We start from the raw sequence: 23,954 nt of genomic DNA on the forward strand, positions 1-23,954 counted from the left end.
TCATCCATGGAGTACCTGAACATCGGCATTCTCGCCCATGTCGACGCCGGTAAGACGAGCCTGACGGAGCGCCTGCTCCATCACACCGGTGCCATCGGCACCCTCGGCCGTGTCGACGCCGGGGACACGCGCACCGACACGATGGAGCTGGAACGCCGTCGCGGCATCACCATCCGCTCGGCCGTCGTCTCGTTCCGCATCGGCGACCTGCGCGTCAATCTGATCGACACCCCGGGTCACCCGGACTTCATCGCCGAGGTCGAGCGCGCGCTGCGAGTGCTCGACGGCGTCGTCCTCGTCGTTTCCGCCGTCGAGGGGGTGCAGGCGCAGACCAGGGTGCTCATGCGCGCGCTTATCCGGCTGCGGATCCCCGTAGTGATCTTCGCCAACAAGGTCGACAGGGCGGGTGCCCGCTACGAAGGCCTTCTCGACGACCTCACCGAACGCCTCGGTGTCACGTGCGCGGCGATGTCCGAGGTCGACGACCTCGGCACGACGGCCGCGAGGGTCCGGCCACGGCCGGTCTCACCGGCGCCCGGGCTGGCCGAACAGCTGGCCGAACACAGCGACGCCTTCCTGACCGCGTATCTCGAAGACACCTTGACGGCCGGGGACTACCGGGCCGAGGTCGTCCGCCAGACGCGGCTCGGCGGCGTCTCCCCGGTCTTCTTCGGATCCGCGCGCAGCGGTGAAGGGATCGCCGAACTGACCTCCGGCATCCGCGAATTCCTCGCGGGAGCGGTAAAGCCCGTACCGGACGACCGGTTGCGCGCCACGGTGTTCAAGATCGAACGCGGCCGCGCCCACGAGAAGATCGCCTACCTCCGCGTGTTCTCCGGCGAGATCGGCGCGCGGGACCACGTCCGGTTCCATCGCCGCGGCCCCGGCGGGACGGTCACGACCGAGGCGAAGGTGAGCGCGGTGCACGTTTTCACACTCGGCGCCGACACCGTCGAGGCCCGCGCGGGGGCCGGGCAGATCGCCAAGGTCACCGGGCTCAAGGAGATCCGGATCGGCGACCGCGTCGGCGTCCCCGGCACCGAGGGCGCCGCGCAGTTCCCACCGCCCGCCTTGGAAACCGTGGTCGGTCCCGCGCGGCCCGAGGAGACGCCGCCGGTGTTCGCCGCCCTGCTGGAGCTGGCGGAACAGGATCCGCTGATCACCGTCCGTCAAGACGACGAGACGCGTCAGATCTCCGTGCGGCTCTACGGCGAGGTGCAGAAGGAGATCATCGCGGAGACACTCGCCACCCAGCACGGCCTCGACGTCGAGTTCAGTCTCACCAGGACGATCTTCGCCGAGCGGCCGACCGGCACCGGATCCGCGGTGTGGTTCATCACCGAGAAGCGCAATCCGTACTTCGCGACGCTCGGGCTGCGGGTCGGCCCCGGCGCACCGGGCTCCGGGCTGGCCTTCGGCCTCGACGTCGAGCTCGGCTCCCTCCCGCTCGCCTTCCACAAGGCCATCGAGGAGACCGTCGAGGCGACGTTGCGGCGGGGTCCGTCCGGCCGGGAGGTACTCGATTGCGTGGTGACCGTCACCCATACCGGCTACTTCAGCCCGGTCAGCGCGGCGGGCGACTTCCGCAAGGTCACCCCGCTCGTGCTGGCGGAGGCGCTCCGGGAGGCGGGCACCGAGGTGCTCGAACCGGTCAGCCGCGTCGAGGTGGAACTGCCGGCCGACACGGTCAACGGCACGCTCTCCCTGCTGATCGAGCTCGGCGGGACCGTGACCGGGTCGGTCCCGCGCGGTGACCGGGCGGAACTGACGGGCACTTTGCCCGCCGACCAGGTCGCCCGGTTCGAGCGGCACCTGCCGGGACTCACCCGCGGAGAGGGCCTGGCGACCGCCGAACCCGCGGGCCATCGCCCGAGGGTTACCCCGAATCGGCCAATGCCCGGCTAGCCGGGACGAGTACGTTTTGGGGAGGCCGGTGCGACCGGACCGGCCTCGGGAAAGGGACACGATGGATCAGTTTCGCGACACCGCGGCGGCGTTGCGGGAGCTCACCGAGTCGATGCGGCTCGACGAGCCCCAAGACGCGTTGCTGGAACGGGTGGCGAAGAAGGTGGTCGGCATGTTGCCCGGCGCGGACGCGGCCACGGTCACGCTGTATTCCGACGACGAGCCGAGCACCGTCGCCACCACCGACGAGTCCCTGCTTCCCCTGGACAAGGCGCAGTACAGCGCGGACGAGGGGCCCTGCCTGAAGGCCGCCCAGAGCGGCACGATCGTCCGGACGCGGCTGGAGACCGCGGCCGAACGCTGGCCGGACTTCGCGGCCGCCGCCGAGCAGCTGGGCGTGCGGACCGCGCTGGCCTGCCCGCTGTTCGTCCCCGACGAATCCCATTTCAGGCGGCGCGACACCGAGCCGCTGTCGGGCGCCCTCAACGTCTGGAGCTTCGAGGAGAACGCTTTCGATCCCGTCGAAGCGGCGCTGGTCGCGATGTTCACCTCGGCGATCTCGGCGATCGTCCTGACCGCGTCCCGCTGGGCCGCCGCCGAAAGACAGGCGGAGACCCTGGTCGCCGCGTTGGAGACCAGGGACGCCATCGCCACCGCGAAGGGCATCGTGATGGCACGTCTGGAACTGAACGCCGAAGAGGCCTTCCGCTGGCTCACCGAGGCGTCGCAGCACACGAACCGCAAGATCCGGGAGATCTCGGTGCTGATCGCCGAGGACCCGGGAACGGTTTTCGGCAGCTAGGCCAGCGAGATCCGGCGGTTCTCCCGTGACGACTCGAGGCCGGCTTCCGCGAGCCGGATGCCGCGCACCCCTGCCATGAAGTCGTAGGGGTGCGGCGCGTCCTCCACGACGTGGCGGACGAACTGCTCCCACTGGGCCCGGAAACCGTTGCCGAAGTCCTCGTTGTCCGGCACTTCCTGCCACTGCGCGCGATACGACCGCGTCTCGGCGAGATCCGGGTTCCACACCGGCTTCGGCGTGGCTTCCCGCGGCTGGACGACGCATTTGTGCAGACCGGCGACCGCGCTGCCGCGGGTGCCGTCGACCTGGAACTCCACCAGTTCGTCGCGGTGCACCCGCACGCACCAGGACGAGTTGAGCTGGGCGATGACACCGCCTTCGAGCTCGAAGATCGCGTACGCGGCGTCGTCGGCCGTGGCGGCGTACCGCTCGCCCTTCTCGTCGACGCGCTCCGGGATGTGGGTGACGGCCTTCGCGGTCACCGCGGTGACCGCGCCGAAGAGGTTCTCCAGCACGTAGTTCCAGTGGCAGAACATGTCGACGACGATGCCGCCGCCGTCTTCGGCGCGGTAGTTCCAGCTCGGGCGCTGCGCGGCCTGCCAGTCGCCTTCGAAGACCCAGTAGCCGAACTCTCCGCGCACGGAGAGCACCTGGCCGAAGAAGCCGCTGTCGATCAGCCGCTTCAGCTTGAGCAAGCCGGGCAGGTACAGCTTGTCGTGGACGACGCCGTTCTTGACCCCGGCCGCCTCCGCGTGCCGCGCCAGGGCGAGCGCGCCTTCGACAGACTCCGCCACCGGCTTCTCGGTGTAGATGTGCTTGCCCGCGTCGATGGCCTGGATGATCGACTTCTCGCGGACGGCGGTCAGCTGCGCGTCGAAGTACAGCGGGAGGTCGTCGTCGCCGAGCGCGGCGTCGAGGTCGGTGGTCCAGCGGGTCAGGCCGTGCCGCTTGGCGATCTCCCCGAGCTTGTCCGCGTTGCGCCCCACCAGTACCGGCTCCAGCTGGACCCGCGACCCGTCGGCCAGCTCGACCCCGCCCGCCTCCCTGATCGCCAGGACCGAGCGCACCAGGTGCTGCCGATAGCCCATCCGCCCGGTGACGCCGTTCATCACGACGCCGAGTTTCCGCGTGGTCATCCGTTCTCCTTCTGAAAGCGCTTTCTCGCACCCATCCTGAAAGCGCTTTCACGCGGTGTCAAGAGCGACCCGGCGAAGGTGTCCTTCGGATCAGGAGGCGGCGGGGTCGTAGGCGCGGACGGCGTCGAGGTACTCCGTGATCGCGTCCCGGTTGCGGAGCAGGCATTCGGCGCGCCGGGTCATCCGGTCGCGTTCGGCCTCCAGCGTCTCGAGCATCTCCCGGGTCGCGTCCGGGAAGTAGATCTGCCGGGGTTTGTCCAGGCACGGCAGGATCTGCTTGATGATCCGGGTCGGCAGCCCGGCGTCGAGCAGACCGCGGACCTGGATGACCCTGTCGACCGAAGGCTCGCCGTAGTCGCGGTAGCCGTTGGCCTGCCGTTCCGAGATGATGAGACCCTGTTCCTCGTAGTACCGCAGCAGACGGCGCGACGTCCCCGTCCGCTCCGACAGCTCTCCGATCCGCATGTGCGCCACCTCACCCCGGCCGACTTGACCTTCACATCTATGTGATGGTTCGAGCATACGGACCATGACTCCGAAACTCCCACTCGGCGCGTTGCTCGCGCTGACGACGGCGGCGTTCGTCACCGTCCTCACCGAAGCCCTTCCCGCGGGGGTGCTGCCCGCGATGAGCGCCGGTCTCGGCGTCGGCGAGGCGGCGACCGGCCAGCTGGTGACGGTGTACGCGATCGGCACCGCCCTCACCGCGATCCCCCTGTCCGCCGCGACGGCGGGCTGGCGGCGCAAACGCCTGCTCCTGACCGGCGTGGCCGGTTTCGCGGTCGCCAACACGGTCACGGCACTGTCCACGAGCTACCCGCTGACCCTCGGCGCGCGGTTCGTCGCCGGGATCGCGGCGGGCGTGGTCTGGGCGCTGCTGACCGGCTACGCGCGGCGGCTGGCCCCGGAACCGGTGCGGGGCAAGGCGATCGCCGTCGTGATGACCGGCATCCCGCTCGCGCTTTCGCTCGGCATCCCCGCCGGCACGTTCCTGGGCAACCTCTTCGGCTGGCAGGTGACTTTCTCGCTCATGTCGGCGATCGCGCTCGGCCTCCTCGGCTGGATCGCGCTCGCCGTCCCCGATTTCCCGGGACAGGACAAGGGCGGCAGGCTCCCGGTGCGCAGGACCCTCGCCGTGCCCGGCGTGGCCGCCGTCCTGTTCGTGACGCTGACCTTCGTGCTGGCGCACAACATCCTCTACACCTACATCGCCACCTTCCTCGACCACGTGTCGATGGGCGGCGCCGTCGACCGGATCCTGCTGGTGTTCGGGCTGGCGTCGATGGTCAGCATCTGGCTCGTCGGCCTCCGCATCGACCGGCGGCTGCGCGCGCTGACCGTCGCCGGCACCGTCCTCGTCGCCCTCGGTGCGACGATTCTGGCTCTGCTTGGCGAAAACCCGGCGCTGGTCTACGTCGCGGCGGCACTGTGGGGGCTCGGCTGGGGCGGTATCCCGACGCTGTTGCAGACCGCCGCCGCGCAGGCGGGCGACAAGGGCGGCGCGGCGGACATCGCGCAGGCCATGCTGGTCACCCTGTGGAACGCCGCGATGGCGGGCGGCGGGATCGCGGGCGGTGTCCTCCTCGCCGGGTTCGGCGCCGGATCGTTCCCGTGGAGTGTCCTGGCGCTGCTCGTGCCGACGCTGGCCGTGGTGCTGGTGGCGCGGCGGCACGGGTTCACAGCGGCAGTTCCGGATGCCTCCGGATCGCCTCGAGAACCAGGTCGACAGCCGCGCGAGGAGCGGAGCCACGCCTGATCGCCGCGGTGATGGCGCGGGTGACCGGCGTCGCGAGCTCGCGGGTGGCGACCTTGTAGCGCTTGTCGACGGCGAGGCCGGGCAGGAGCGCGATCGCGAGTCCGGCCTCGACGTGCTGCAAGGTCATCATGTAGTTGCTGAACCGGCCGATCACACGCGGCTCGAACCCGGCTTCGCGGCAGAGCCGGGTGGCGAGGTTCGCCATGTACGACTTCGGGATGTCGAACGCCCAGGGCTCGCTCGCGTAGGCGGAGAGGTCGGCGGGACCCCGGCCCGCGGCCGGATGGCCGGGCGGGACGACGAGCACCACCGGGTCGGCCGCGAGCGGCACGAGCTCGACGTCCGGCCCCAGCGGCTGCTCGACGAAGTCCGTGGTGGTGATGATGATGTCGGCGTCACCGACGCGGAGCGCGGACATGCTCACGTGCGGTTCGAGTTCGAGCAACTCGATGTCCAGCTGCGGATGCGAGCGGGCCAGCCGGAGCACCGCAGGCACGGCGATGGTGTGGATCGCGCTCTGGAAGGCGCCGAGCCGCACGAGCCCCGTCTGCGCCTCCCCGAGGCTGCGCAACTCCGCCTCGACGGTGTCCATGTGGTCGAGGATCGCCCTGGCGCGGCGGGCCAGCATCAGCCCGGCCGGGGTCAGCCGGACGCGGCGGCCGGTGCGTTCCAGCAGTTGCGTGCGTGTTTCGGCCTCGAGGACCGCGAGCTGCTGGGACACGCTCGACGCGCTCAGGTTGGCCGCCTTCGCGACCGCGCGGACGGTGCCGAGAGTGTCCAGCCTGCTCAGCAGGCTGAGTCTCCATGGGTTGAGCATGGGGCCATTGTTGTACGGATCAAGCGAACAGCACAGCCGGAATTGTGAGATGGACGTGTCGCTCGGATCCGTTTTACCGTCGAGGCATGGCTGCTCCGATCACCGACCTGACCACCGCCGACGGCTTCTGGGCCGACGCCGACAGGCACCTCGTGCGCTACGCCGGGGCCGGCGACTTCACCCGCGAGATCATCGACCACGCCGCCGGGAGCTACCTGTTCACCGAGTCCGGGCGGCGGATCCTCGACTTCACGTCCGGGCAGATGAGCGCGATCCTGGGGCATTCGCATCCCGAGATCGTCGGCACCGTGCGGCGGCAGATCGGCTCGCTCGACCACCTGTTCAGCGGGATGCTGAGCCGTCCCGTCGTCGACCTCGCGCGGCGGCTGGCCGAGACTTTGCCGTCACCGCTGGAAAAGGCGTTGCTGCTGACCACCGGGGCGGAGTCGAACGAGGCCGCGATCCGGATGGCGAAACTGGTCACCGGGAAGCACGAGATCGTGTCGTTCGCCAGGTCGTGGCACGGGATGACGCAGGCCGCGGCGAACGCGACCTACAGCGCGGGCCGCAAGGGCTACGGCCCGTCCGCGCCGGGCAACTTCGCCATTCCCGCGCCGAACCCCTATCGACCGGACTTCCTCACCGCCGAAGGAGAACTGGACTGGCGGCGCCAGCTGGACTTCGGGTTCGAGATGATCGACGCCCAATCCGTCGGCAGCCTCGCGGCGTGCGTCGTCGAACCGATCCTCAGCTCGGGCGGGATCATCGAACCGCCGCCCGGCTACTTCGCCGCGCTGCTCGAGAAATGCCGCGAACGCGGAATGCTGATGATCCTCGACGAGGCGCAGACCGGCTTGTGCCGCACGGGAAACTGGTACGCCTTCGAACGCGACGGCGTCGTCCCCGACATCCTGACCCTGTCCAAGACGCTGGGCGCCGGGCTTCCGCTGGCGGCGGTGATCACCAGCGCGGAAATCGAGCAGGAGGCGCACGACCGCGGCTATCTGTTCTTCACCACGCATGTCGCGGACCCGCTGGTGGCCGCCGTCGGGAACACCGTGCTCGACGTCCTCACCCGGGACAGGCTCGACGAACGCGCCACCGAACTGGGTGCCTTTCTCCGCCGCGGTCTCGAAGACCTCGCCGATCGTCACGACGTCATCGGCGACATCCGCGGACGGGGCCTGCTCGTCGGTGTCGAGCTCGTCTTGGACCGTTCCACGAAGCGGAGCTCCGACGAACTCGGCGCACGGGTCACCCGGCGTTGTCTCGAACTGGGACTGCACATGAACATCGTGCAGTTGCCGGGGATGGGCGGCGTATTCCGGATCGCACCCCCGCTGACCGCGACGGAAGACGAACTGGCGGAGGGCCTGGGAATTCTGGACCAGGCGATCGGGAATGCCCTCGACCGGTTCGACGGATGATTCTTCGTCACTTTCGTAACGTCTTCGTCTCCGTGCGAGAATTACCGTTTCACATTCCCGTCCGGCTCCAACCGTGACCTGATCTTAGGCCATATCGGTTAACACGGACCACCGGTGCCTTTGTCACCGCATGGAATCCCCTCGGCTGTCTATAGTCGACGCTCAAAGTGGGCGCGGTCGAATCGGGGAGCCGCGCGGGGAGGGGGGCCGATGCCTGCCGGCACACCCCGAATATCCGGTCTCGGCGCCATCACCGGCGGCCTGGTCGAGGAACTGCTCACCCGCCCGAAAGGGCAAAGCCGGGCCCTGCCCGTCGTGGTCGCGCTCGGCGCGCGGGGAACCGGGAAGTCCGCGTTGCTCGACGCGATAGCCGAGCGCTGCGAAGAAATACCGCACGCCTATCTCGATTTCGAACGACACGAACGGGAGAACATCCAGCCGAGGGAACTGCTCGCCCACCTCGCGTTCGACCTCGGCAGGCACCGGAAACAGTTCGGCAGGCTGGCCTTTCCCCGGCTGTGGCTGTGCATGCTCGTACTGAGCGCGCCGGTGGAATTGCGCGACCGCCGGGCCGCGCTGCGCAAGATCCGTGAACTGCTGGCGGAGAACCAGCCGCTCGAACAGAACCGGGAAACGATCGTCGACGTGGTGCGCCTCGTCGGCGGGGTCGCTCCGGCGGGCGGTTTGAAGGGCTGGCCCGAAGCCACCGATCTGCTGCTGCGCGGACTCGGCTGGTACGGCAGGCGACGGCTGGCGGGCAAGATGAAAGCGCTGCCCGCCAGCACCGGCAACCACGAGGATTTCCTCATCGAGATCGCCAAGCACGCGCGAGGCGACGACGAGGACCGCGCGGCCGTCGACGGCATCTTCTGCGACGCCTTCCTCACCGATCTGCGCTTGGGCTACCAGGGCGTCAACCGGTCACGCCGCACGCTCAACAGCGTCGTCCTGCTGGACAACGCGCACACCCCGGGTGGCCAGGTCTTCCTGCGGACCCTGACGGAGGCGCGGCATCGCTCCGGCGGCGAGCCCGATCCGCTGGTGGTGATCGCCACCAGCCGGAGATGGAATCCGGACTGGAACGAAAGCTGGTCGCTGCTGACCCCGCAACGGGGTGCGCCGTCGCGAAGACGGCCGACGACCCACCGGACCGACGGGCTGCGGGCGCCGTCGCCGCGGCAACCGTCCGATGTGGACTCGGATTGGACGGTGGGCGGGGACCCCCGCTGGTATCCGTGGTATCTCCTCGAACTGGGCGCGCTTTCCGAAGACGACGTGGTGGACATCGTCGCCCGCGGCGACATCCACCCGACCTCGCGGCTGCCACGATTCCTGTACCGGCTCACCGACGGGCATCCCGGCGCGGTCACCACGGTGTTCGGCGCTTCGGCTCAGCTCTACGATTCCCGCGCCCCCAACGCGCTCCGCACCTCCTTGCGGACCGGCGTCGAGGCCGAGGACGGTACCGAGACGACCTTGCTCGCCGCGGCGCAGGCCTATCTGCTGCAGGACCTGCCGGTGCCGAGCAGGCAGGACCTCGTCACGGCGAGCGCCGCGCGTGACGTGGAAACGCTGTTCCACAAGAACATCGTCGATCTGCGCAACGCCACGGAAGAAGGCGCGCTGTTCAAGGAACTCGGCGATCTCCTGTGGTTGCGGGCTGAGCCCGGCGAGGAGCTCCACTACGTCCTGCACCCGTGGCTGCGCCGGATTCTGTTGCAGGAGCTCGCGGCCCGCCCCGAAGATCACCCGCTGAACTGGGAGCGGGTGCACACCCGGTGCCGCGACTTCTACGGGAAACACGGCCAGCGGGTGGCCGCGCGCTATCACGACCTGGCGCTGGAGAACGTCTCCGCGGTCGTCGCGCACCTGAGCGAGCCGTTCGCCGACGACCACCAGCCGGAGTTCGACGTGGCGGCCGCCGAAGCCTGGCTCGCCGAACTCGACGTCATCACCGCGGCGCCCAACCGGCTGGACGCGGGCGCGGAAGCGTACGAACAGCTGGAGGCGCACGCCGGGCACGCCGACGGCGAACTGGAGACCACCCTCTCCTGGCTGGTGGTCGCGTTGTGGATCGCGGCGGATCCGCTCGGCGATCCGGGCGGCACGCTGAACTCGACCATCGAAGGCGGTTTCCACCAGCTGGCGCACGGCCGGGGACGGGGATCCATCCTGTTGCACGAAAGGGCGGAGAGATACCGATGACCGCACGGAGCGAGCGGATCAGACCACCACGGCCGACGTGGTCGAAGTGGCTGACGGCGGGCGGCGGCGTGCTCCTGCTCGTCGCCGCGCTCGTGGTCGTGTTCGTCGTCGTCCCGGCGATCGACGAAGCCGGGCGCAGTTGCGGCGATGGCGTGGAAAAACGCGGCGAGTACGCGGAATGCGTCGGCGTCACGGACGGCGGTTACGTGTTCTCCCCGGATCTGTCCGATGTGGAGACACACATCCGCGAGGAGAACGCTTCCGTCACCGGTTCGGGCAAGCCCTACGTGACTATCGCGCTCATGCTGCCGATGACCCTGGTGGAGAACGACATCCTGTCCGCCGAGTGGGTCCGGCACCAGATCCAGGGCGCCTACATCGCGCAACGCCGGGCGAACACCACCGGGTCCTGGGGCAGTCTGCCGCTGATCCGGTTGCTGCTGGCCAATCCCGGCAGCAGGCTGAGCCACTGGCAACCCGTGGTGGACGACCTCATCGGACGCGTGGAACGCGAACGCCTCGTCGCCGTCACCGGGATCGGCCTGAGCCTCGGCTCGGCACGCAGCGCCATCGAACGGTTGTCAGAGCACAAGATCCCGGTCGTCGCCTCACCCGTGGCCGCCGACGAGTTCTCCGAAATCCCCGGTTTCATGCGGGTGTCCCCGACGAGTACCACCTACGGCATGGCCGCCGCGGGCTACGTCCGTCCCACCGCCCGCACCGCGACCGTGGTGCGGGACGTCAATCCGGGAGACCTCTACCCGAAGACGCTCGCGGTGGCCTTCACCGACAAGTTCGCGGACGACACCCACCGGATCGTCGGTCGCACGGAGGTGTACGACTCCAGCCTACCGGGGATCGAGAACACGTTCCTGCAGATGATGCCGAACATCTGTGGCAACGAAGCGGAAGTGGTGTACTTCGCGGGCCGCGAGAACCATCTCGCCTCGTTCGTGGCGGAACTGGCGCAACGCCCGTGCCTCGACCGGCCCATCACGGTGCTGACCGGTGACCTGGCGCTGGTCGGCCCGCCGAGTCAGGAAATGCGCAGGGGGCTGGAATCGAAGGTGACCGTGCTGGGTCCCGGGCTCGCCCACCCCCGCGCGTGGACGACCGAGCCGTCGGTGTTCAACCCCGCCGCCGTCGCGAGTTTCCAGGAAGAGGGGTGTACCGGATGTTTTCGCGCGGTGTTCCCGAAGGAACGGCTGGACGACGGGATCGCCATCCTCTCCCACGACGCGGTCCTCACCGTGGTGTGGGCGATCCGCGGCATCCCGAGGACCGCGCCCGCCCAGGTGACGGCGCAGGACGTGCTCCAGTCCAAGAACCGCCTGCACGGCAAGCTGGCGGTCCCCGGCGCGAGCGGCATGATCTCCTTCGACGACCGGGGTGACCCGGTGAACAAGACGGTGCCGATCCTGCGGGTGCGGGTGGACGACACACCCGAGTACGTCCAGCTCTCCGCACCGGCAGGGTGAGACCCCGGCCCACCTCTACACTCGCGCGCTCTCCCGGCTCCGCGACAACAGCACGGCCGCGATCCCGGCGGGGAAGAACATGAGCACGCCGTAGATCCCGGCGGGCACGGCCATCGCCTTGTCGCCGAGCACCGAGATCGCCACGGCGATCGCGAGGGTGGCGTTGTGCACGCCGATCTCCATGGCGGACGCGATCGACTGCCCGCGGTCCACCCGGAACAGCCGCGGCACGTAGTACCCGATCGCGAGACTGAGCACGGAAAGCGCCAGCGCCACCGGCCCGAGCGTCCCGATGTTGTCGATCAGGGTCCGGAACTCCTGCGCGATCGCGGCCCCGATCACCAGCACGAGCACCACGGCGGAGCCGATCTTGACCGGTTTGCGCATCCGCTCGGCCCAGTCGGTGAACCGGCTCCGCACCGCCATCCCGATCACGACCGGGATCAGCACGATCGCGAACACCTGCACGAACTTCGCGGGCTGGAGCCCGACCGTGGCACCGCCGTCGAGGAACGCGGCCATCGACAGGCCGACCACCAGCGGCAGGGTGAACACGGCCAGCACGGAGTTGATCGCCGTCAGCGTGACGTTGAGGGCGACGTCGCCGCCGGCGAGGTGGCTGAACAGGTTCGCCGAAGTCCCGCCGGGTGAGGCGACCAGCAGCATCATCCCGACGGCGAGCACGCCCCCGAGGCCGAACAGCAGGATGAGGCCGACGCAGATGGCGGGCAGCACGATCATCTGGCACACCAGCGCGATGACGGCCGCCTTCGGGTACTTCAGCACCCGCGTGAAGTCGCCGACGGTCAGGGTCAGCCCCAGCCCGAACATGACCAGTGCCAGCGCTACCGGCAGGAGAACCGAGAACATCGCCGAACCCATCGAAGGGCCTCCGTCCGATATGCCGTTTTCAGATCGGCAATCGTGTCAACTGGCGAGAACCCGGTCAAGGCACCGAAACCCAGACGTGACCCCGCTTGACATTTCCGAGAGCAGTGCTCACTATGGTTACAGGCTCTAACGGACACGACAGGCAATCAGGGAGATCGAGATGAACACGCTGACCGAGGTGGTACTGCCGGGCAAGGTCGAGCCGGAAGGCCTGGAGCTGCGGGAACGCCCGCTCCCCGCACCCGGCCCCGGCCAGGTCGTGGTCGCGATGGAGGCGACCGGGGTCTCGTTCGCCGAACAGCAGATGCGCCGCGGCAAGTACTACGACCAGCCGCCGTTCCCCTTCGTCCCCGGGTACGACCTGGTCGGCACGGTGCTGACCACCGGCGCCGGGGTCGACGGCGCGCTCGCCGGCCGCCGGATCGCCGCGCTGACGAAGGTGGGGAGCTGGGCCAGCCACGTGGTCCTCGACGCCGCCGACGTCGTGCCCGTCCCGGACGGCCTCGGCGCGGAAGAAGCCGAGACCGCGGTGGTCAACGGCATCACCGCCTGGCAGATGTTGCACCGCAAGGCCAAGGTGCGTGCCGGGCAGACGATCCTCGTCCACGGCGCGAACGGCGGCGTCGGCTCGCTGCTGGTCCAGCTCGCCGCGAAGGCGGGGGTGCAGGTGATCGGCACGGCGTCGAAGCGGCACCACGAAGCGTTGCGGCGCCTGGGAGTCATGCCGATCGACTACCGGACCGAGGACATCTCCGCCCGCGTCCGTGAGCTCGCGCCCGAGGGCGTCGACGCCGTTTTCGACCACGTCGGCGGCGCCAGCGTGCCCGCGTCGTGGAAGCTGCTCGCCCGCGGCGGCACGCTCGTCTCCTACGGCAGCGCCGCGACCCGCGACGACGAAGGCTCCAAGCAGTTGCCCGTCCTCAAGATCCTTGCCCGCGTGATGCTGTGGAACAGCTTGCCCAACGGCCGGAACGCGTACTTCTTCAACGTCTGGGCGGGACGGTCCTTCGCCAAGAACCGGTTCCGTGCCCGCCTTCGCGCCGACCTCACCCAGGTCTTCGCCGCACTGAAGGACGGCGCGATCACGGCACAGGTCGCGGCACGGCTGCCGCTGAGCAGGGTCGCGGAAGCGATGCGGCTGGCCGAATCCGGGACGGTCGCGGGCAAGGTGGTGCTCACCCCGTAAGAGTTCGGTAACCGCGCCAACCCGGCATTCCGGACTCCGCACACGGTTGAATGGCGGCATGAAACGCAAGCGGGTGCTCACCGTCCTGGCGGCCGGACTGGTGGTGGCGGTGGCCGCGGGCCTCTACTGGTTCCAGCCGTGGAAGCTCTGGGTGAACGAAACCGTGCAGGAAGCCCTGCCCGTCGCCCAGACCTCGGCTCCCCTCTCCGCGAGTGCCGCCCCCGCACCGGAAGAGCCCGCGATCGTGGCGACCGGCGAACTGATCAGCCACGAGCACGCGACCAGCGGCGGCGTCCGGATCCTGCGCGCCCCCGACGGATCCTTGGTGCTGCGCCTGGAGAATCTCGACACGAGCAACGGGCCGGATCTGCGGGTCCTGCTCACCGGCGCGCCGGTCCTGCCGGGCAAGGACGGCTGGTTCGTGTTCGACGACGGCGCGCACGTGAGTGCCGGGAAACTCAAGGGCAACAAGGGAAGCCAGAACTACACTCTGCCCGAGGGGACCGATCTGGCGCGCTATTCGAGTGTGACCATCTGGTGCGACCGGTTCGACGTCTCGTTCGGGGCGGCCGAACTGACCAAAACCGGTTAGACGAGCCTGTCCACGGCGTATTCCATCTCCGCGCGGACGGCTCGCAGATCGATTCCGCCGGGATCGATGATGGCCGCCACCGCGATCCCCCGCAGTTGCCCGACCAGCGCCGCCGCGTACGCGTCGGGGTCACGGACACCCGAGATGGAGCCGTCCGCGATCCCGGCGGCGACGGTCTGGGCGATGGCGAACCGGTAGCGGCGATCGGCTTCGGTCATCGCCGACCGCACCGCCGGATCACCGACGGTCGCGTCCGTCCACAGCACCACGAACGCCCGGTTCAGCGGCGGCATGTCGGTGAGCAGTTCGAAGAAGATGTCCAGCAGCGCGCGCACCATGTCCATCGGACTGGGCGTCAGCCCGCCGGTCCGGGTGGCGACGGCGGCGCTGAAGACGTCGGCGAACTTCTCCGCCGCGAACTCGACGAGCCGCTGCACCAGCGTCTCCTTCGAGCCGAACAGCTGGTGGACGACGGCGCTGTGATAGCCGGTCCTGGCGCAGATCATCCCGATCTTGAGCCGGGCGAATCCGGTCTCGCCGATGATGCGGGCGGCGGTTTCGAGAATCCGTGTCCTTGCGATCTCCTGGTCGCGCTCGAGCTGATGACGCTCCTCCGCAGACGAGTCCACGACGGGATCCTCCCACGACTTCCGGTTCGCCACCTGTCGACGCGGCGTTACGATCGGGAGATGAAGATCGCCTTCGCGGCCGATGACCGGAACGCCACCACGGACGCCGTCCAGGCCTTCCTCGCCGAGGCCGGTCACGAGGTGATCCGCCCCGCGACGTCGGAGCTCTGGCCGGAACTCGGCGCGGCGGTCGGCAAGGCCGTCGCCGACGGCGAGGCCGATTTCGGCGTCGTCCTGTGCTGGACCGGGACCGGCACGGCCATCGCGGCCAACAAGGTCCCCGGGGTGCGCGCGGCGCTGGCCTGGGACACCTGGATCGCCGCGGGCGCGCGCAGGTGGAACGACGCCAACGTCCTGGCACTGAGCCTCAAACGGCTCGCCCCCGACGTCGCCGTCGAAATCACCGAGGTGTTCCTTTCCGGCATAGCGCCGGACGAGGACGAATCGGCGAATATCGCCCGGCTGGGCGAAATGGACGAACCTCGCCGGTAAGGGCACCGAACCAGTGAACGAATAACGCTGTCGAACGTATTAGGCCGTTCGCAGGAAAATCACCACTCTACGTAGTGACGCTTCCCATATTGGTCCAGACCACGTACCGTCTCCCGCAACAAAGCGTTCCGCATGGAGGTGGTCGATGAAGACGCATCCCCGCCTGCCCGGCTTCGGCCGCGGCAACGCGATGTCGCCGATTTCCCATTGACGAAATCCTCTCCAAGATCATTTCCTGCACCGGGTTTGTAAGGAGTGAAATGTCGAGAAAAAGATGGCATCTGATCGGCCTGTTCACGGCCGTCGCGGCGTTGGCGGTCGGTCTGGTGACCGTTCCGGCGAACGCGGCGGGCGGGGTCGGAGCCACCCTCACCAAGGGGTCTGACTGGGGCGCCGGCTGGGAAGGCAAGTACACGATCACCAACAAGTCCGGCGCCGCCCTGACCTCGTGGACGCTCGAGTTCGACCTCGCGGCCGGACACTCGATCGCTTCGCTGTGGGACGGCAGCTACACGGCCTCCGGCCAGCACGTGACGGTCAAGAACACCTGGAACGGCAACGTTCCCAACGGTGGCACCGTCAGCTTCGGCTTCAACGTCAAGTACTCCGGCGCGTACACCGCGCCCGCCAACTGCAAGATCAACGGCGGCTCGTGCGACCCGGGCGGCGGCACCCCGACGTCGTCGAACCCGCCGACCACGACCACCTCGAACCCCACGACGTCGAATCCCCCGACGACGACCACCACGAGCAATCCGCCGACCACGACGACTTCGAACCCGAACCCGGGCGCGAAGAAGAACCTCGGCTACTTCGTGCAGTGGGGCGTCTACGGACGTAACTACCACGTGAAGAACATTCACACTTCTGGTTCCGCGGCGAAGCTGACGCACATCAACTACGCGTTCGGCAACGTCACCAACGGTTCCTGCACCGCGAACGACGACACCTACGCCGACTACGACAAGTTCTACGACGCCGGGTCCAGTGTGGACGGTGTCGCGGACTCGTGGGACGCGGGCGCCATTCGCGGTAACTTCAACCAGCTGCGCAAGCTGAAGAAGATGTACCCGGGCCTGAAGGTGCTGTGGTCGTTCGGTGGCTGGACCTGGTCCGGCGGCTTCGGCCAGGCTTCGAAGAACCCGACCGCGTTCGCCGAGTCCTGCTACAAGCTGATCAAGGACCCGCGGTGGGCCGACGTCTTCGACGGCATCGACATCGACTGGGAGTACCCGAACGCCTGCGGTCTCACCTGTGACACCAGCGGCCCCGCCGCGATCAAGAACGTGGCACAGGCGCTGCGCACCAAGTTCGGTTCCTCGTTCCTGGTCACCGCCGCGATCACCGCGGACGCCAGCAGCGGCGGCAAGCTCGACGTCGCCGACTACGGTCCCGCGTCGGCGTACTTCGACTGGTACAACGTCATGACGTACGACTTCTTCGGCGCCTGGGCGGCGCAGGGTCCGACGGCCCCGCACTCGCCTCTGACGGCGTACCCGGGTATCCCGCAGCAGGGCTTCAACTCCGACGAAGCCATCCAGAAGCTCAAGGCCAAGGGCGTCCCGGCGAACAAACTGTTGCTGGGTATCGGTTTCTACGGCCGAGGCTGGACCGGCGTCACGCAGGACACGCCGGGCGGCACCGCGACCGGCGCGGCACCGGGCACCTACGAGGCGGGCATCGAGGACTACAAGATCCTCAAGAACAGCTGTCCGTCGACCGGCACGATCGCGGGCACCGCGTACGCAAAGTGCGGCAACAACTGGTGGAGCTACGACACTCCCGCGACCATCAACGGAAAGATGGGCTGGACCAAGAACCAGGGTCTCGGCGGCGCGTTCTTCTGGGAGCTCAGTGGTGACACCGGCAACGGTGAACTCGTCACGGCCATGCGCAACGGCCTGAACTGAGAGGTTGACAGTGGCTAAGCGGACTTGGATCCAGGCCGTCGGCCTGGCCGCCGCTGCCGCAACGGCCGGCGCGGTCCTCGTGATCGCGCCGGCCTCCGCGGCCGGCGGCGTCGGCGCCGCCTTCAGCAAGGGCTCCGATTGGGGCTCCGGCTGGGAAGGCAAGTACACGATCAGCAACAACTCGGGATCGAGCCTTCCCACGTGGACGGTCGAATTCGACCTCCCCGCGGGACATTCGATCGCTTCGCTGTGGGACGGCAGCTACACGGCTTCCGGCCAGCACGTGACGGTGAAGAACACCTGGAACGGCAACCTCGGCAACGGGGGCAGCACCAGTTTCGGGTTCAACGTCAAGTACTCCGGCGGCTACGTCGCCCCGGCGAACTGCAAGATCAACGGTGGCTCGTGTGATCCGGGCGGCGGTACTCCGACCACGACGCCGACCACCCCCACCACACCGACCACCACCACACCTACGACGACGACGTCGACCCCGCCCACGACCACCACGAGCAACCCGCCGCTGCCCGGCGGCCGTGGCGCGCCGTATCTGTACATGGGCTGGGGCAGCCCGCCGAACCCGCAGACGGTCATGAACGCGACCGGCATCAAGTGGTTCACGATGGCGTTCATCCTGTCGTCCGGTGGATGCAATCCCGCCTGGGACGGCAGCCGGCCGCTGCAGGGCAGCGCCGACGCGAACGCGATCGCGCAGATCAAGGCCGCGGGCGGGCAGATCGTGCCGTCCTTCGGCGGGTGGAGCGGCAACAAGCTCGGCCCGAACTGCTCGACGCCGGAATTGCTCGCCGGTGCCTACCAGAAGGTGATCGACGCCTACGGTCTCAAGGCGATCGACATCGACATCGAGAACACCGACGAGTTCGAGAACGCGACTGTGCAGGACCGTGTCCTGAACGCACTGAAGATCGTGAAGGCGAACAACCCCGGTATCCAGACCATTCTCACCTTCGGCACGACGACCACCGGCCCGAACTCCTGGGGTCAGCGGCTCATCGACCAGTCGAAGGCGCTGAACGCCGGGATCGACGTCTACACGATCATGCCGTTCGACTTCGGCGGCGGCGCGGACATGTACGGGAACACCATCAACGCCGCGAACGGCCTGCGGGACAAGCTGAAGTCGACGTTCGGGTGGAACGACGCCACGGCGTACGGCCACCTCGGCATCAGCGGGATGAACGGCCTTTCGGACCAGCGGGAACTGACGAGTCTCGACACCTGGACCAGGATCACCAACTGGTCCAAGACCAACAAGATCGCCAGGCTCGCGTTCTGGTCGACCAACCGTGACCGGGGCTGCCCCAACGGCGGGGTGGCCGAGAACTGCAGTGGCATCGCGCAGAACGACTGGGACTTCACGCGGATCACCGCGGGCTTCTGACGTCCCTTCCCCCTGAAACTGCGGGCCCGCACCGAAGCTGCACGGTGCGGGCCCGCTCCATGCCCGCCTCCCCTTACCCGCCTCCCCCTTGCCCGCCTCTCCCGTGCCCGCCTCCCCTTTGCGCAACTAGTCCTCTAGTTGCGGTCCTTGCACACGCAACTACCGCAACTAGAGGACTACTTGCGTTGGGACACCGCACCGCGTGGCGCGTCTCCCAGAGCAAGCCGTCCTCTAGTTGCGCCGATACTTCGGGCCGCGTGCCCACCCCCGGGTGCTATGAAAGGCCCGTTACTTGCAAAATTTGCAAGTAACGGGCCTTTCATAGCACCCCGCGAGGCACGAGCGGGCCGGTCGCACCCCCACCCACCTCAAGCACCCACGCAAGTAGTCCTCTTGTTGCGGTCCTTGCACAAGCAAGGACCGCAACCAGAGGACGAAACGCGGATCAGGGAAGGGCGTTCAGGAAGGGTTCGTGGGCGTTCTGGAACTCCCAGCCGTAGTACCGGTCCCAGTTGATCGACCACGTCATCAGCCCGCGCAGCGCGGGCGAAGCACCGCCGCGCAACGTGTACGACCCGCAGCCGGAGTTCTTCACCAGGCAGTTCAGCGCCGAATGCACCGCCGCCGGCGCGGTGTGCCCGTTGCCCGCGCTCACCGCGGCCGGGAGGCCGAACGCGATCTGGTCCTCACGCAGCCCCGGGAACCGGAATCCGGTCGAGGACACCGTGAAGCCCGCCTTGATCATGTCGGTCATCGCGATGTGGAAGTCCGCGCCGCCCATGAAGTGGTACTGGTTGTCCAGCCCCATCACCGGTCCGGAGTTGTAGTCCTGGACATGCAGCACGGTCAGCGCGTCCCGCATCGCGTGGATCACCGGCAGGTACGACCCCGTCCGGTTGTCCGCGCCGCCGAGCCCGCCGTAGTACTGGTAGCCGGTCTGCACGAAGAACGTCTCCGGCGCCATCGTGAGCACGAATCCCGCGCCGTACTTGGCTTTCAGCGTCTTCAGCGCCGAGATGAGGTTGACGATCACCGGCGTGGTCGGGTTGCGGAAGTCGTTGTCACCGGAGTTGAGGTACAGCGAGTGTCCCTCGAAGTCGATGTCGAGCCCGTTCAACCCGTAGCGGTCGATGATCGCCGAAACCGAACTGACGAAGGCGTCGCGCGCAGCCGTGGTGGTCAGCTGGACCTGGCCGTTCTGACCGCCGATGGAGATCAGCACCTTCTTGCCCTGCGCCTGCTTCGCGCGGATCGCGGCGATGAAGTCCGCGTCGCTTTCCACGGTCGGGCATTCCGCCACCGGGCACCGCGTGAAGCGGATGTCGCCCGACGTCACCGAAGTCGGCTCACCGAAGGCGAGGTTGACGATGTCCCAGGCAGCCGGGACGTCGGCCATCCGCGTGTAGCCGGAGCCGTTGGCGAAACTCGCGTGCAGATAGCCGATCAGCGCGTGCTTCGGCAGGCCTGTGTCGACGCAGCCGCCGGTCGTGGCGCCCGCCTCCGCGCTCTTGGGCGATTCACCCGCGCTGTTGTACGCGGCCACCGAGTAACTGTGCGAAGAACAGGCCGTCAGCCCCGAAACGGTGGCGGAGGTCCCGGTCACCGTCGCGACCACGTTCCCGCCTTCGTACACGCGGTACCCCGTCACCGTGCCTGCCGAGGCTCCCCACGAGAGCGCGATCGACGAGTTCGTCACCGTGCCCACGGCCGGATTCCCCGGTGCCGGCGGCGCTCCCGGGGTGCCGCCGCCCGGTCCGTCGAGGCTGATGTCGTCCGCGTAGAAGGTGCTCGACCCGTACCAGCCGTGCACGTACACCTCCGCCGTCGTCTGCGTGGCCGACGTCGTGAACGAAAGCGAAAGCTGCGTGTAGGAGGTCGCGGCGGTCCAGGTCGACGGCCCGCCCGTGACCCCGAGGTACACCGGGTTCCCGTTCACCCAGGCGGAAACCGCGTAGGTCGTGCTCGGCTTGACCGATACCGTCTGTGCGCATTTCCCGGTCGTCGAGCCCGGCGTGACCGAAACGGCGTAACCACCCGAACGGACCGGCGTGCTCACGGCCGCGCCCGCCGCGCAGGACCAGCCGGACGTCGAACCCGCCTCGAAGCCGGGATTGAGGAGCAGGTTGGCCGCGCTCGCGGTGCCGCCGCCGGTGATCAAACCGGCGAACGTGAGCACCACGACGGCCAGAAAGGCCAGGGATCTGGAACGCCTCATCGCGATTCCTCCGTACCAAGGGCGGCCTGCCGCCGCGCTGGGCTAATTGTCTAGACCAATCTGGCGAAAGTCCATAGCCAGGGCCCACCAGGGTCTAAAGACCCGACTACTCCGGGCTGCTGTACCGGTGCGACTCCCGAACGCGTTCCGTAACGTCGGAAGGGCCAAACAGAGCTGGGGGCTTTCGGGAGGTGGGGACGATGGGAACGCACAGGTACGCACCGAGAACGGCCCATCCGGCGTGATGACCGTGTCCGAAGCGGTGCGCCCGGCCGACAGCACTGACGCGTACTCGGCGGGAAAGCGTGCCTCGTACGTGCCCCGGCCGGGTGAGCCGGACGGCGAGATGATCCGCGCGGCGATCAGTGGCGACAAGCGAGCCGTCGGGAACCTGCTCACGCTTCTCCGGCCGATCGTGTTCCGGTACTGCGCGAGCAGGCTGGGCGGGACGACACGCGGCATCTCCAGCGCCGAGGACTGCGCACAGGAGGTCTTGATGGCCGTCCTCGTCGCCTTGCCGCGCTACAGCTACCAGGACAACAGCTTCCTGCCGTACGTCTTCGGGATCGCCTCGCACAAGGTCGCCGACGTCCGCCGGAACCTCGCCCGCGACCCGTCCGCGCCGGTCCCCGATCCGGAGCCCGAACAGGACGGACCGTGGAACCCGACGTTCGAAGAGGTCGAGAAGGCGGATCGCGGCCGCCGGCTGTCCCGGCTGTTCAAGGTCCTTTCGGCGAAGCAGCGGGATGTGCTGGCGCTCCGCGTGATCCTCGGCTTCAGCGCCGAAGAGACCGCCGCCGCGCTGGGCATGGCGAGCGCGGGCGCGGTCCGCGTCACCCAGCACCGGGCGCTCAACGAACTGCGCCGGGTGCTGCGCGAGGATCCCGGGTTCGCCGACGGGTTCACGATCTTCTAAGCGGACGGCTTGCGACGTTGGGTGGCGTAGACGGCGGCGGCGGTGCGGCGTTCGAAGCCGAGCTTGTGCAGCAGCGAGGACACGTAGTTCTTGACCGTCTTCTCCGCCAGGAACAGCTTTTCCGCGATCTGGCGGTTGGTCAGCCCGTCGGCGATGTGGTCGAGCACCCGCCGCTCCTGCGGGCTCAACTGCTCGTACCGCGGGTCCGGGTGATCGTCGCTCTCGCCACGCAGGCGGTTCATCACCGAAGCCGTCAGCGTGCTGTCCAGCAGCGATCCGCCCGCGGCGACCGTGCGGACGGCCTTGACGAGCGCACCGCCGGAGACCTGCTTGAGCATGTACCCCGCCGCGCCGGCCATGATCGCGCCGAACAACGCTTCGTCGTCCGAATAGGACGTCAGCATCAGGCAGGCGGGCGGCGGGTCCATGGACGCCCGGATCTCCCGGCAGACACTGACCCCCTCGCCGTCCGGCAGCCGGACGTCGAGCACCGCGACCTGCGGTTTGACCGCGGGGATCCGGACGAAGGCCTCGGCGGCCGTGGACGCCTCTCCCACCACGGTGAGATCGTCTTCCGCTTCGAAGACGGTCTTCAACCCGGTGCGGACGAGTTCGTGATCGTCCAGCAGGAACACCGAAATCGTCATCCCACACTCCCCTGTCGGGCCGGCAGCTCCACCGACCAGTCGAGCCTCGTCCCGCCTTCCGGCCTCGCTTCGACGCTGAACGACCCGCTCCAGCGGGCCGCGCGTTCGGCGAGGTTCGCCACGCCGCTGCGATGGCCGGGTTCGGCGGGCATCCCGACACCGTCGTCGACCACCGAAAGTTTCAGCCACCGCCCGTCGCGGTCGACGGAGACGTCGACCGACACCGTCGTCGCCGCCGCGTGCCTGACCACATTGGACAGTGCCTCGCGCAGGGTCGCGATGAGATCCGAGCGGACCGTGTCCGGCACGGTCGAGTCGAGCGGCCCGTCGAACCCGACCCGGGGTTCGGACGCGCAGCCCGCGTCGAGGGCGACGCGCAGCAGCTCCGACCGGAGGCTGCCCTGCGCCTCCGCCGGTTCCTGCAGCGAAAAGATGCTGTTGCGGATCTCGCGGATCGTGCGGTCGATCTCGTGCGCGAAAGTGCTCACGCGGTCGGCGACGGCGGGTTCGCCCGCGAGCCTGCCGAGCCCTTCCAGGCCGAGCCCGATCGCGAACAGCCGCTGGATCACCAGATCGTGCAGGTCGCGGGCGATCCGGTCACGGTCCTCGAAGACGGCGAGCCGCTGCCTGTCCTGTTGCGCACGGGCGAATTCGACCGCGAGCGCGGCGTGCGCGGCGAAGGTCTCGGCGAGCTGGACGTCGTAGGCGGAGAACGGGGTCTTGTCGCGGAACTTCGCCACCAGCAGCACGCCGAGTTTCTCCTCGCCGACGATCAGCGGGACGGCGACCGTGGAGTCGAGGTCCTTGATCACCGCGGGCATCACGGCGCCACGTTCGCCCTGGTACTCGACCACTTTTTCGCCGTAGTCCCGGACCACGACGGGTTTGCCGGTGGTGAACGCCATCCCGGTCGCGGTGCCCTCGGTCGGCACGGCGATCCCGGCGAGGCGGTCCGCGTCCGGGCCCGGCGGCTCGACGATCTCGAAGACCAGCTGCCCGTCGCCTCGCGGACGGGCCACCGCGCCCGCCGTGCCACCGGCGACGACGCGGGCGCGGTCGGCGATCAGGTGCAGGGTCGCGGTCAGGTCCTGGTCGGTCAGGAGCGCGCCGGTGACGTGATAGGACGCCTCGAGCCAGCGTTCGCGCCGCTGCACCTGGTCGAACAGCGCGGCGTTCTCGATCACCACACCGGCCGCCGCGGTGAGCGCGACGAGCAGGTCCTCCTCGGCTTCGGTGAACTCTTCACCGTCCGGTTTGCGGGCGAGGTACAGCATCCCGAAGATGCGGCCGCGCATGCGGATCGGCATCACGCGGGACTCGTCTTCGGACGGCGGGCTCTCCCACGCGTCACCGAAGCGGATGAATTCTTCCGAATCGAGCACGCTCAGCGCGCCGAACGGCGCACCGGTCAGCTCGCAGGCCGACTCGACCATGCGCCGAAGGACGTCGGGCAGGCTGAGATCGTGGGCGATCCCGGCCACCGCGTCCAGGATCCTGGGCGCCTTGGCGTCACCCGCCGCACTCACCCGCCGCACTGGCGTCACCGTC

20 protein-coding genes are annotated in these 23,954 nt (G+C 68.5%); 12 read left to right on the plus strand and 8 right to left on the minus strand.

Features of this window, described 5'->3' with window-relative positions:
• The first annotated feature begins 6 nt into the window (after positions 1–6).
• Positions 7–1,905: a GTP-binding protein gene (locus ACLJPX_RS28295; protein WP_410603220.1), complete on the plus strand. Its 1,899-nt coding sequence runs from the start codon at positions 7–9 to the stop codon at positions 1,903–1,905.
• Positions 1,906–1,966: 61 nt separating this feature from the next.
• Positions 1,967–2,707 carry a GAF and ANTAR domain-containing protein gene (locus ACLJPX_RS28300; protein ID WP_410603222.1) on the plus strand — a complete coding sequence of 247 codons (741 nt, stop codon included), beginning with the start codon at positions 1,967–1,969 and terminating at the stop codon, positions 2,705–2,707.
• On the opposite strand, the gene ACLJPX_RS28305 is transcribed toward ACLJPX_RS28300, so the two are convergent.
• Together ACLJPX_RS28305 and ACLJPX_RS28310 are read right to left on the minus strand one after the other, a co-directional pair.
• Positions 2,704–3,843 (minus strand): Gfo/Idh/MocA family protein, encoded by a 1,140-nt coding sequence (locus ACLJPX_RS28305; protein ID WP_410603224.1) that lies wholly within the window; start codon positions 3,841–3,843, stop codon positions 2,704–2,706. The two genes, ACLJPX_RS28300 and ACLJPX_RS28305, sit on opposite strands and share 4 nt — an antisense overlap.
• 90 nt (positions 3,844–3,933) lie before the next feature.
• Positions 3,934–4,308 (minus strand): MerR family transcriptional regulator, encoded by a 375-nt coding sequence (locus ACLJPX_RS28310; RefSeq protein WP_410603226.1) that lies wholly within the window; start codon positions 4,306–4,308, stop codon positions 3,934–3,936.
• A 64-nt stretch (positions 4,309–4,372) separates the two neighbouring features.
• Between ACLJPX_RS28310 and ACLJPX_RS28315 the strand changes: the two genes are divergently transcribed.
• The gene (locus ACLJPX_RS28315; protein WP_410603228.1) at positions 4,373–5,599 is read left to right on the plus strand and encodes an MFS transporter; all 1,227 of its coding nucleotides are present in this window, start codon (positions 4,373–4,375) and stop codon (positions 5,597–5,599) included.
• Here the strand turns inward: ACLJPX_RS28315 and ACLJPX_RS28320 are convergent.
• Complete coding sequence (locus tag ACLJPX_RS28320; protein ID WP_101610109.1) at positions 5,520–6,416, minus strand: LysR family transcriptional regulator; 897 nt, start codon at positions 6,414–6,416, stop codon at positions 5,520–5,522. The genes ACLJPX_RS28315 and ACLJPX_RS28320 overlap by 80 nt on opposite strands.
• Positions 6,417–6,502: 86 nt before the next feature.
• On the opposite strand from ACLJPX_RS28320, the gene ACLJPX_RS28325 reads away from it, so the two are divergent.
• The 3 genes from ACLJPX_RS28325 to ACLJPX_RS28335 all read left to right on the plus strand — a co-directional run bounded on the left by ACLJPX_RS28325 (position 6,503) and on the right by ACLJPX_RS28335 (position 11,526).
• Positions 6,503–7,843 carry an aspartate aminotransferase family protein gene (locus tag ACLJPX_RS28325; protein WP_410603230.1) on the plus strand — a complete coding sequence of 447 codons (1,341 nt, stop codon included), beginning with the start codon at positions 6,503–6,505 and terminating at the stop codon, positions 7,841–7,843.
• A gap of 210 nt (positions 7,844–8,053) precedes the next feature.
• Positions 8,054–10,048, plus strand: a complete 1,995-nt coding sequence (locus ACLJPX_RS28330; protein WP_410603232.1) for a hypothetical protein — start codon at positions 8,054–8,056, stop codon at positions 10,046–10,048.
• Positions 10,045–11,526 carry a hypothetical protein gene (locus ACLJPX_RS28335; RefSeq protein WP_410603234.1) on the plus strand — a complete coding sequence of 494 codons (1,482 nt, stop codon included), beginning with the start codon at positions 10,045–10,047 and terminating at the stop codon, positions 11,524–11,526. The genes ACLJPX_RS28330 and ACLJPX_RS28335 overlap by 4 nt, the downstream gene beginning before the upstream one ends.
• Positions 11,527–11,541: 15 nt before the next feature.
• On the opposite strand, the gene ACLJPX_RS28340 is transcribed toward ACLJPX_RS28335, so the two are convergent.
• Positions 11,542–12,408 (minus strand): bile acid:sodium symporter family protein, encoded by an 867-nt coding sequence (locus ACLJPX_RS28340; RefSeq protein WP_101610113.1) that lies wholly within the window; start codon positions 12,406–12,408, stop codon positions 11,542–11,544.
• Positions 12,409–12,577: 169 nt separating this feature from the next.
• Between ACLJPX_RS28340 and ACLJPX_RS28345 the strand changes: the two genes are divergently transcribed.
• Together ACLJPX_RS28345 and ACLJPX_RS28350 are read left to right on the plus strand one after the other, a co-directional pair.
• Complete coding sequence (locus ACLJPX_RS28345) at positions 12,578–13,603, plus strand: medium chain dehydrogenase/reductase family protein (protein WP_101610114.1); 1,026 nt, start codon at positions 12,578–12,580, stop codon at positions 13,601–13,603.
• A 58-nt stretch (positions 13,604–13,661) separates the two neighbouring features.
• Positions 13,662–14,195 carry a DM13 domain-containing protein gene (locus ACLJPX_RS28350; RefSeq protein WP_410603237.1) on the plus strand — a complete coding sequence of 178 codons (534 nt, stop codon included), beginning with the start codon at positions 13,662–13,664 and terminating at the stop codon, positions 14,193–14,195.
• On the opposite strand, the gene ACLJPX_RS28355 is transcribed toward ACLJPX_RS28350, so the two are convergent.
• A complete protein-coding gene (locus tag ACLJPX_RS28355; RefSeq protein ID WP_410603239.1) occupies positions 14,192–14,824 on the minus strand; it encodes a TetR/AcrR family transcriptional regulator in 633 nt (210 codons plus the stop codon). The two genes, ACLJPX_RS28350 and ACLJPX_RS28355, sit on opposite strands and share 4 nt — an antisense overlap.
• A 60-nt stretch (positions 14,825–14,884) precedes the next feature.
• Here ACLJPX_RS28355 and ACLJPX_RS28360 point away from each other — a divergent pair, with 60 nt between their 5' ends.
• From ACLJPX_RS28360 to ACLJPX_RS28370, 3 genes are all read left to right on the plus strand, one after another.
• Positions 14,885–15,316 (plus strand): RpiB/LacA/LacB family sugar-phosphate isomerase, encoded by a 432-nt coding sequence (locus tag ACLJPX_RS28360; RefSeq protein WP_410603241.1) that lies wholly within the window; start codon positions 14,885–14,887, stop codon positions 15,314–15,316.
• Between the two features lie 260 nt (positions 15,317–15,576).
• Complete coding sequence (locus ACLJPX_RS28365; protein WP_410603243.1) at positions 15,577–17,226, plus strand: glycosyl hydrolase family 18 protein; 1,650 nt, start codon at positions 15,577–15,579, stop codon at positions 17,224–17,226.
• A gap of 10 nt (positions 17,227–17,236) precedes the next feature.
• The gene (locus ACLJPX_RS28370) at positions 17,237–18,628 is read left to right on the plus strand and encodes a cellulose binding domain-containing protein (RefSeq protein WP_410603245.1); all 1,392 of its coding nucleotides are present in this window, start codon (positions 17,237–17,239) and stop codon (positions 18,626–18,628) included.
• A gap of 445 nt (positions 18,629–19,073) precedes the next feature.
• Here the strand turns inward: ACLJPX_RS28370 and ACLJPX_RS28375 are convergent, their stop codons facing one another.
• The gene (locus ACLJPX_RS28375) at positions 19,074–20,843 is read right to left on the minus strand and encodes a chitinase (RefSeq protein WP_410603247.1); all 1,770 of its coding nucleotides are present in this window, start codon (positions 20,841–20,843) and stop codon (positions 19,074–19,076) included.
• A gap of 244 nt (positions 20,844–21,087) precedes the next feature.
• On the opposite strand from ACLJPX_RS28375, the gene ACLJPX_RS28380 reads away from it, so the two are divergent.
• Entirely contained in the window at positions 21,088–21,759 is a 672-nt protein-coding gene (locus ACLJPX_RS28380) for a sigma-70 family RNA polymerase sigma factor (RefSeq protein ID WP_410603249.1), read from the plus strand.
• Here ACLJPX_RS28380 and ACLJPX_RS28385 read toward each other — a convergent pair.
• Complete coding sequence (locus ACLJPX_RS28385) at positions 21,756–22,406, minus strand: response regulator (RefSeq protein ID WP_410603251.1); 651 nt, start codon at positions 22,404–22,406, stop codon at positions 21,756–21,758. The two genes, ACLJPX_RS28380 and ACLJPX_RS28385, sit on opposite strands and share 4 nt — an antisense overlap.
• Positions 22,403–23,950: a GAF domain-containing protein gene (locus ACLJPX_RS28390; protein ID WP_410603253.1), complete on the minus strand. Its 1,548-nt coding sequence runs from the start codon at positions 23,948–23,950 to the stop codon at positions 22,403–22,405. The genes ACLJPX_RS28385 and ACLJPX_RS28390 overlap by 4 nt, the downstream gene beginning before the upstream one ends.
• Positions 23,951–23,954: the final 4 nt, after the last annotated feature.

This window comes from Amycolatopsis sp. lyj-90, assembly GCF_046549035.1.
Classification (GTDB): Bacteria; Actinomycetota; Actinomycetes; order Mycobacteriales; family Pseudonocardiaceae; genus Amycolatopsis.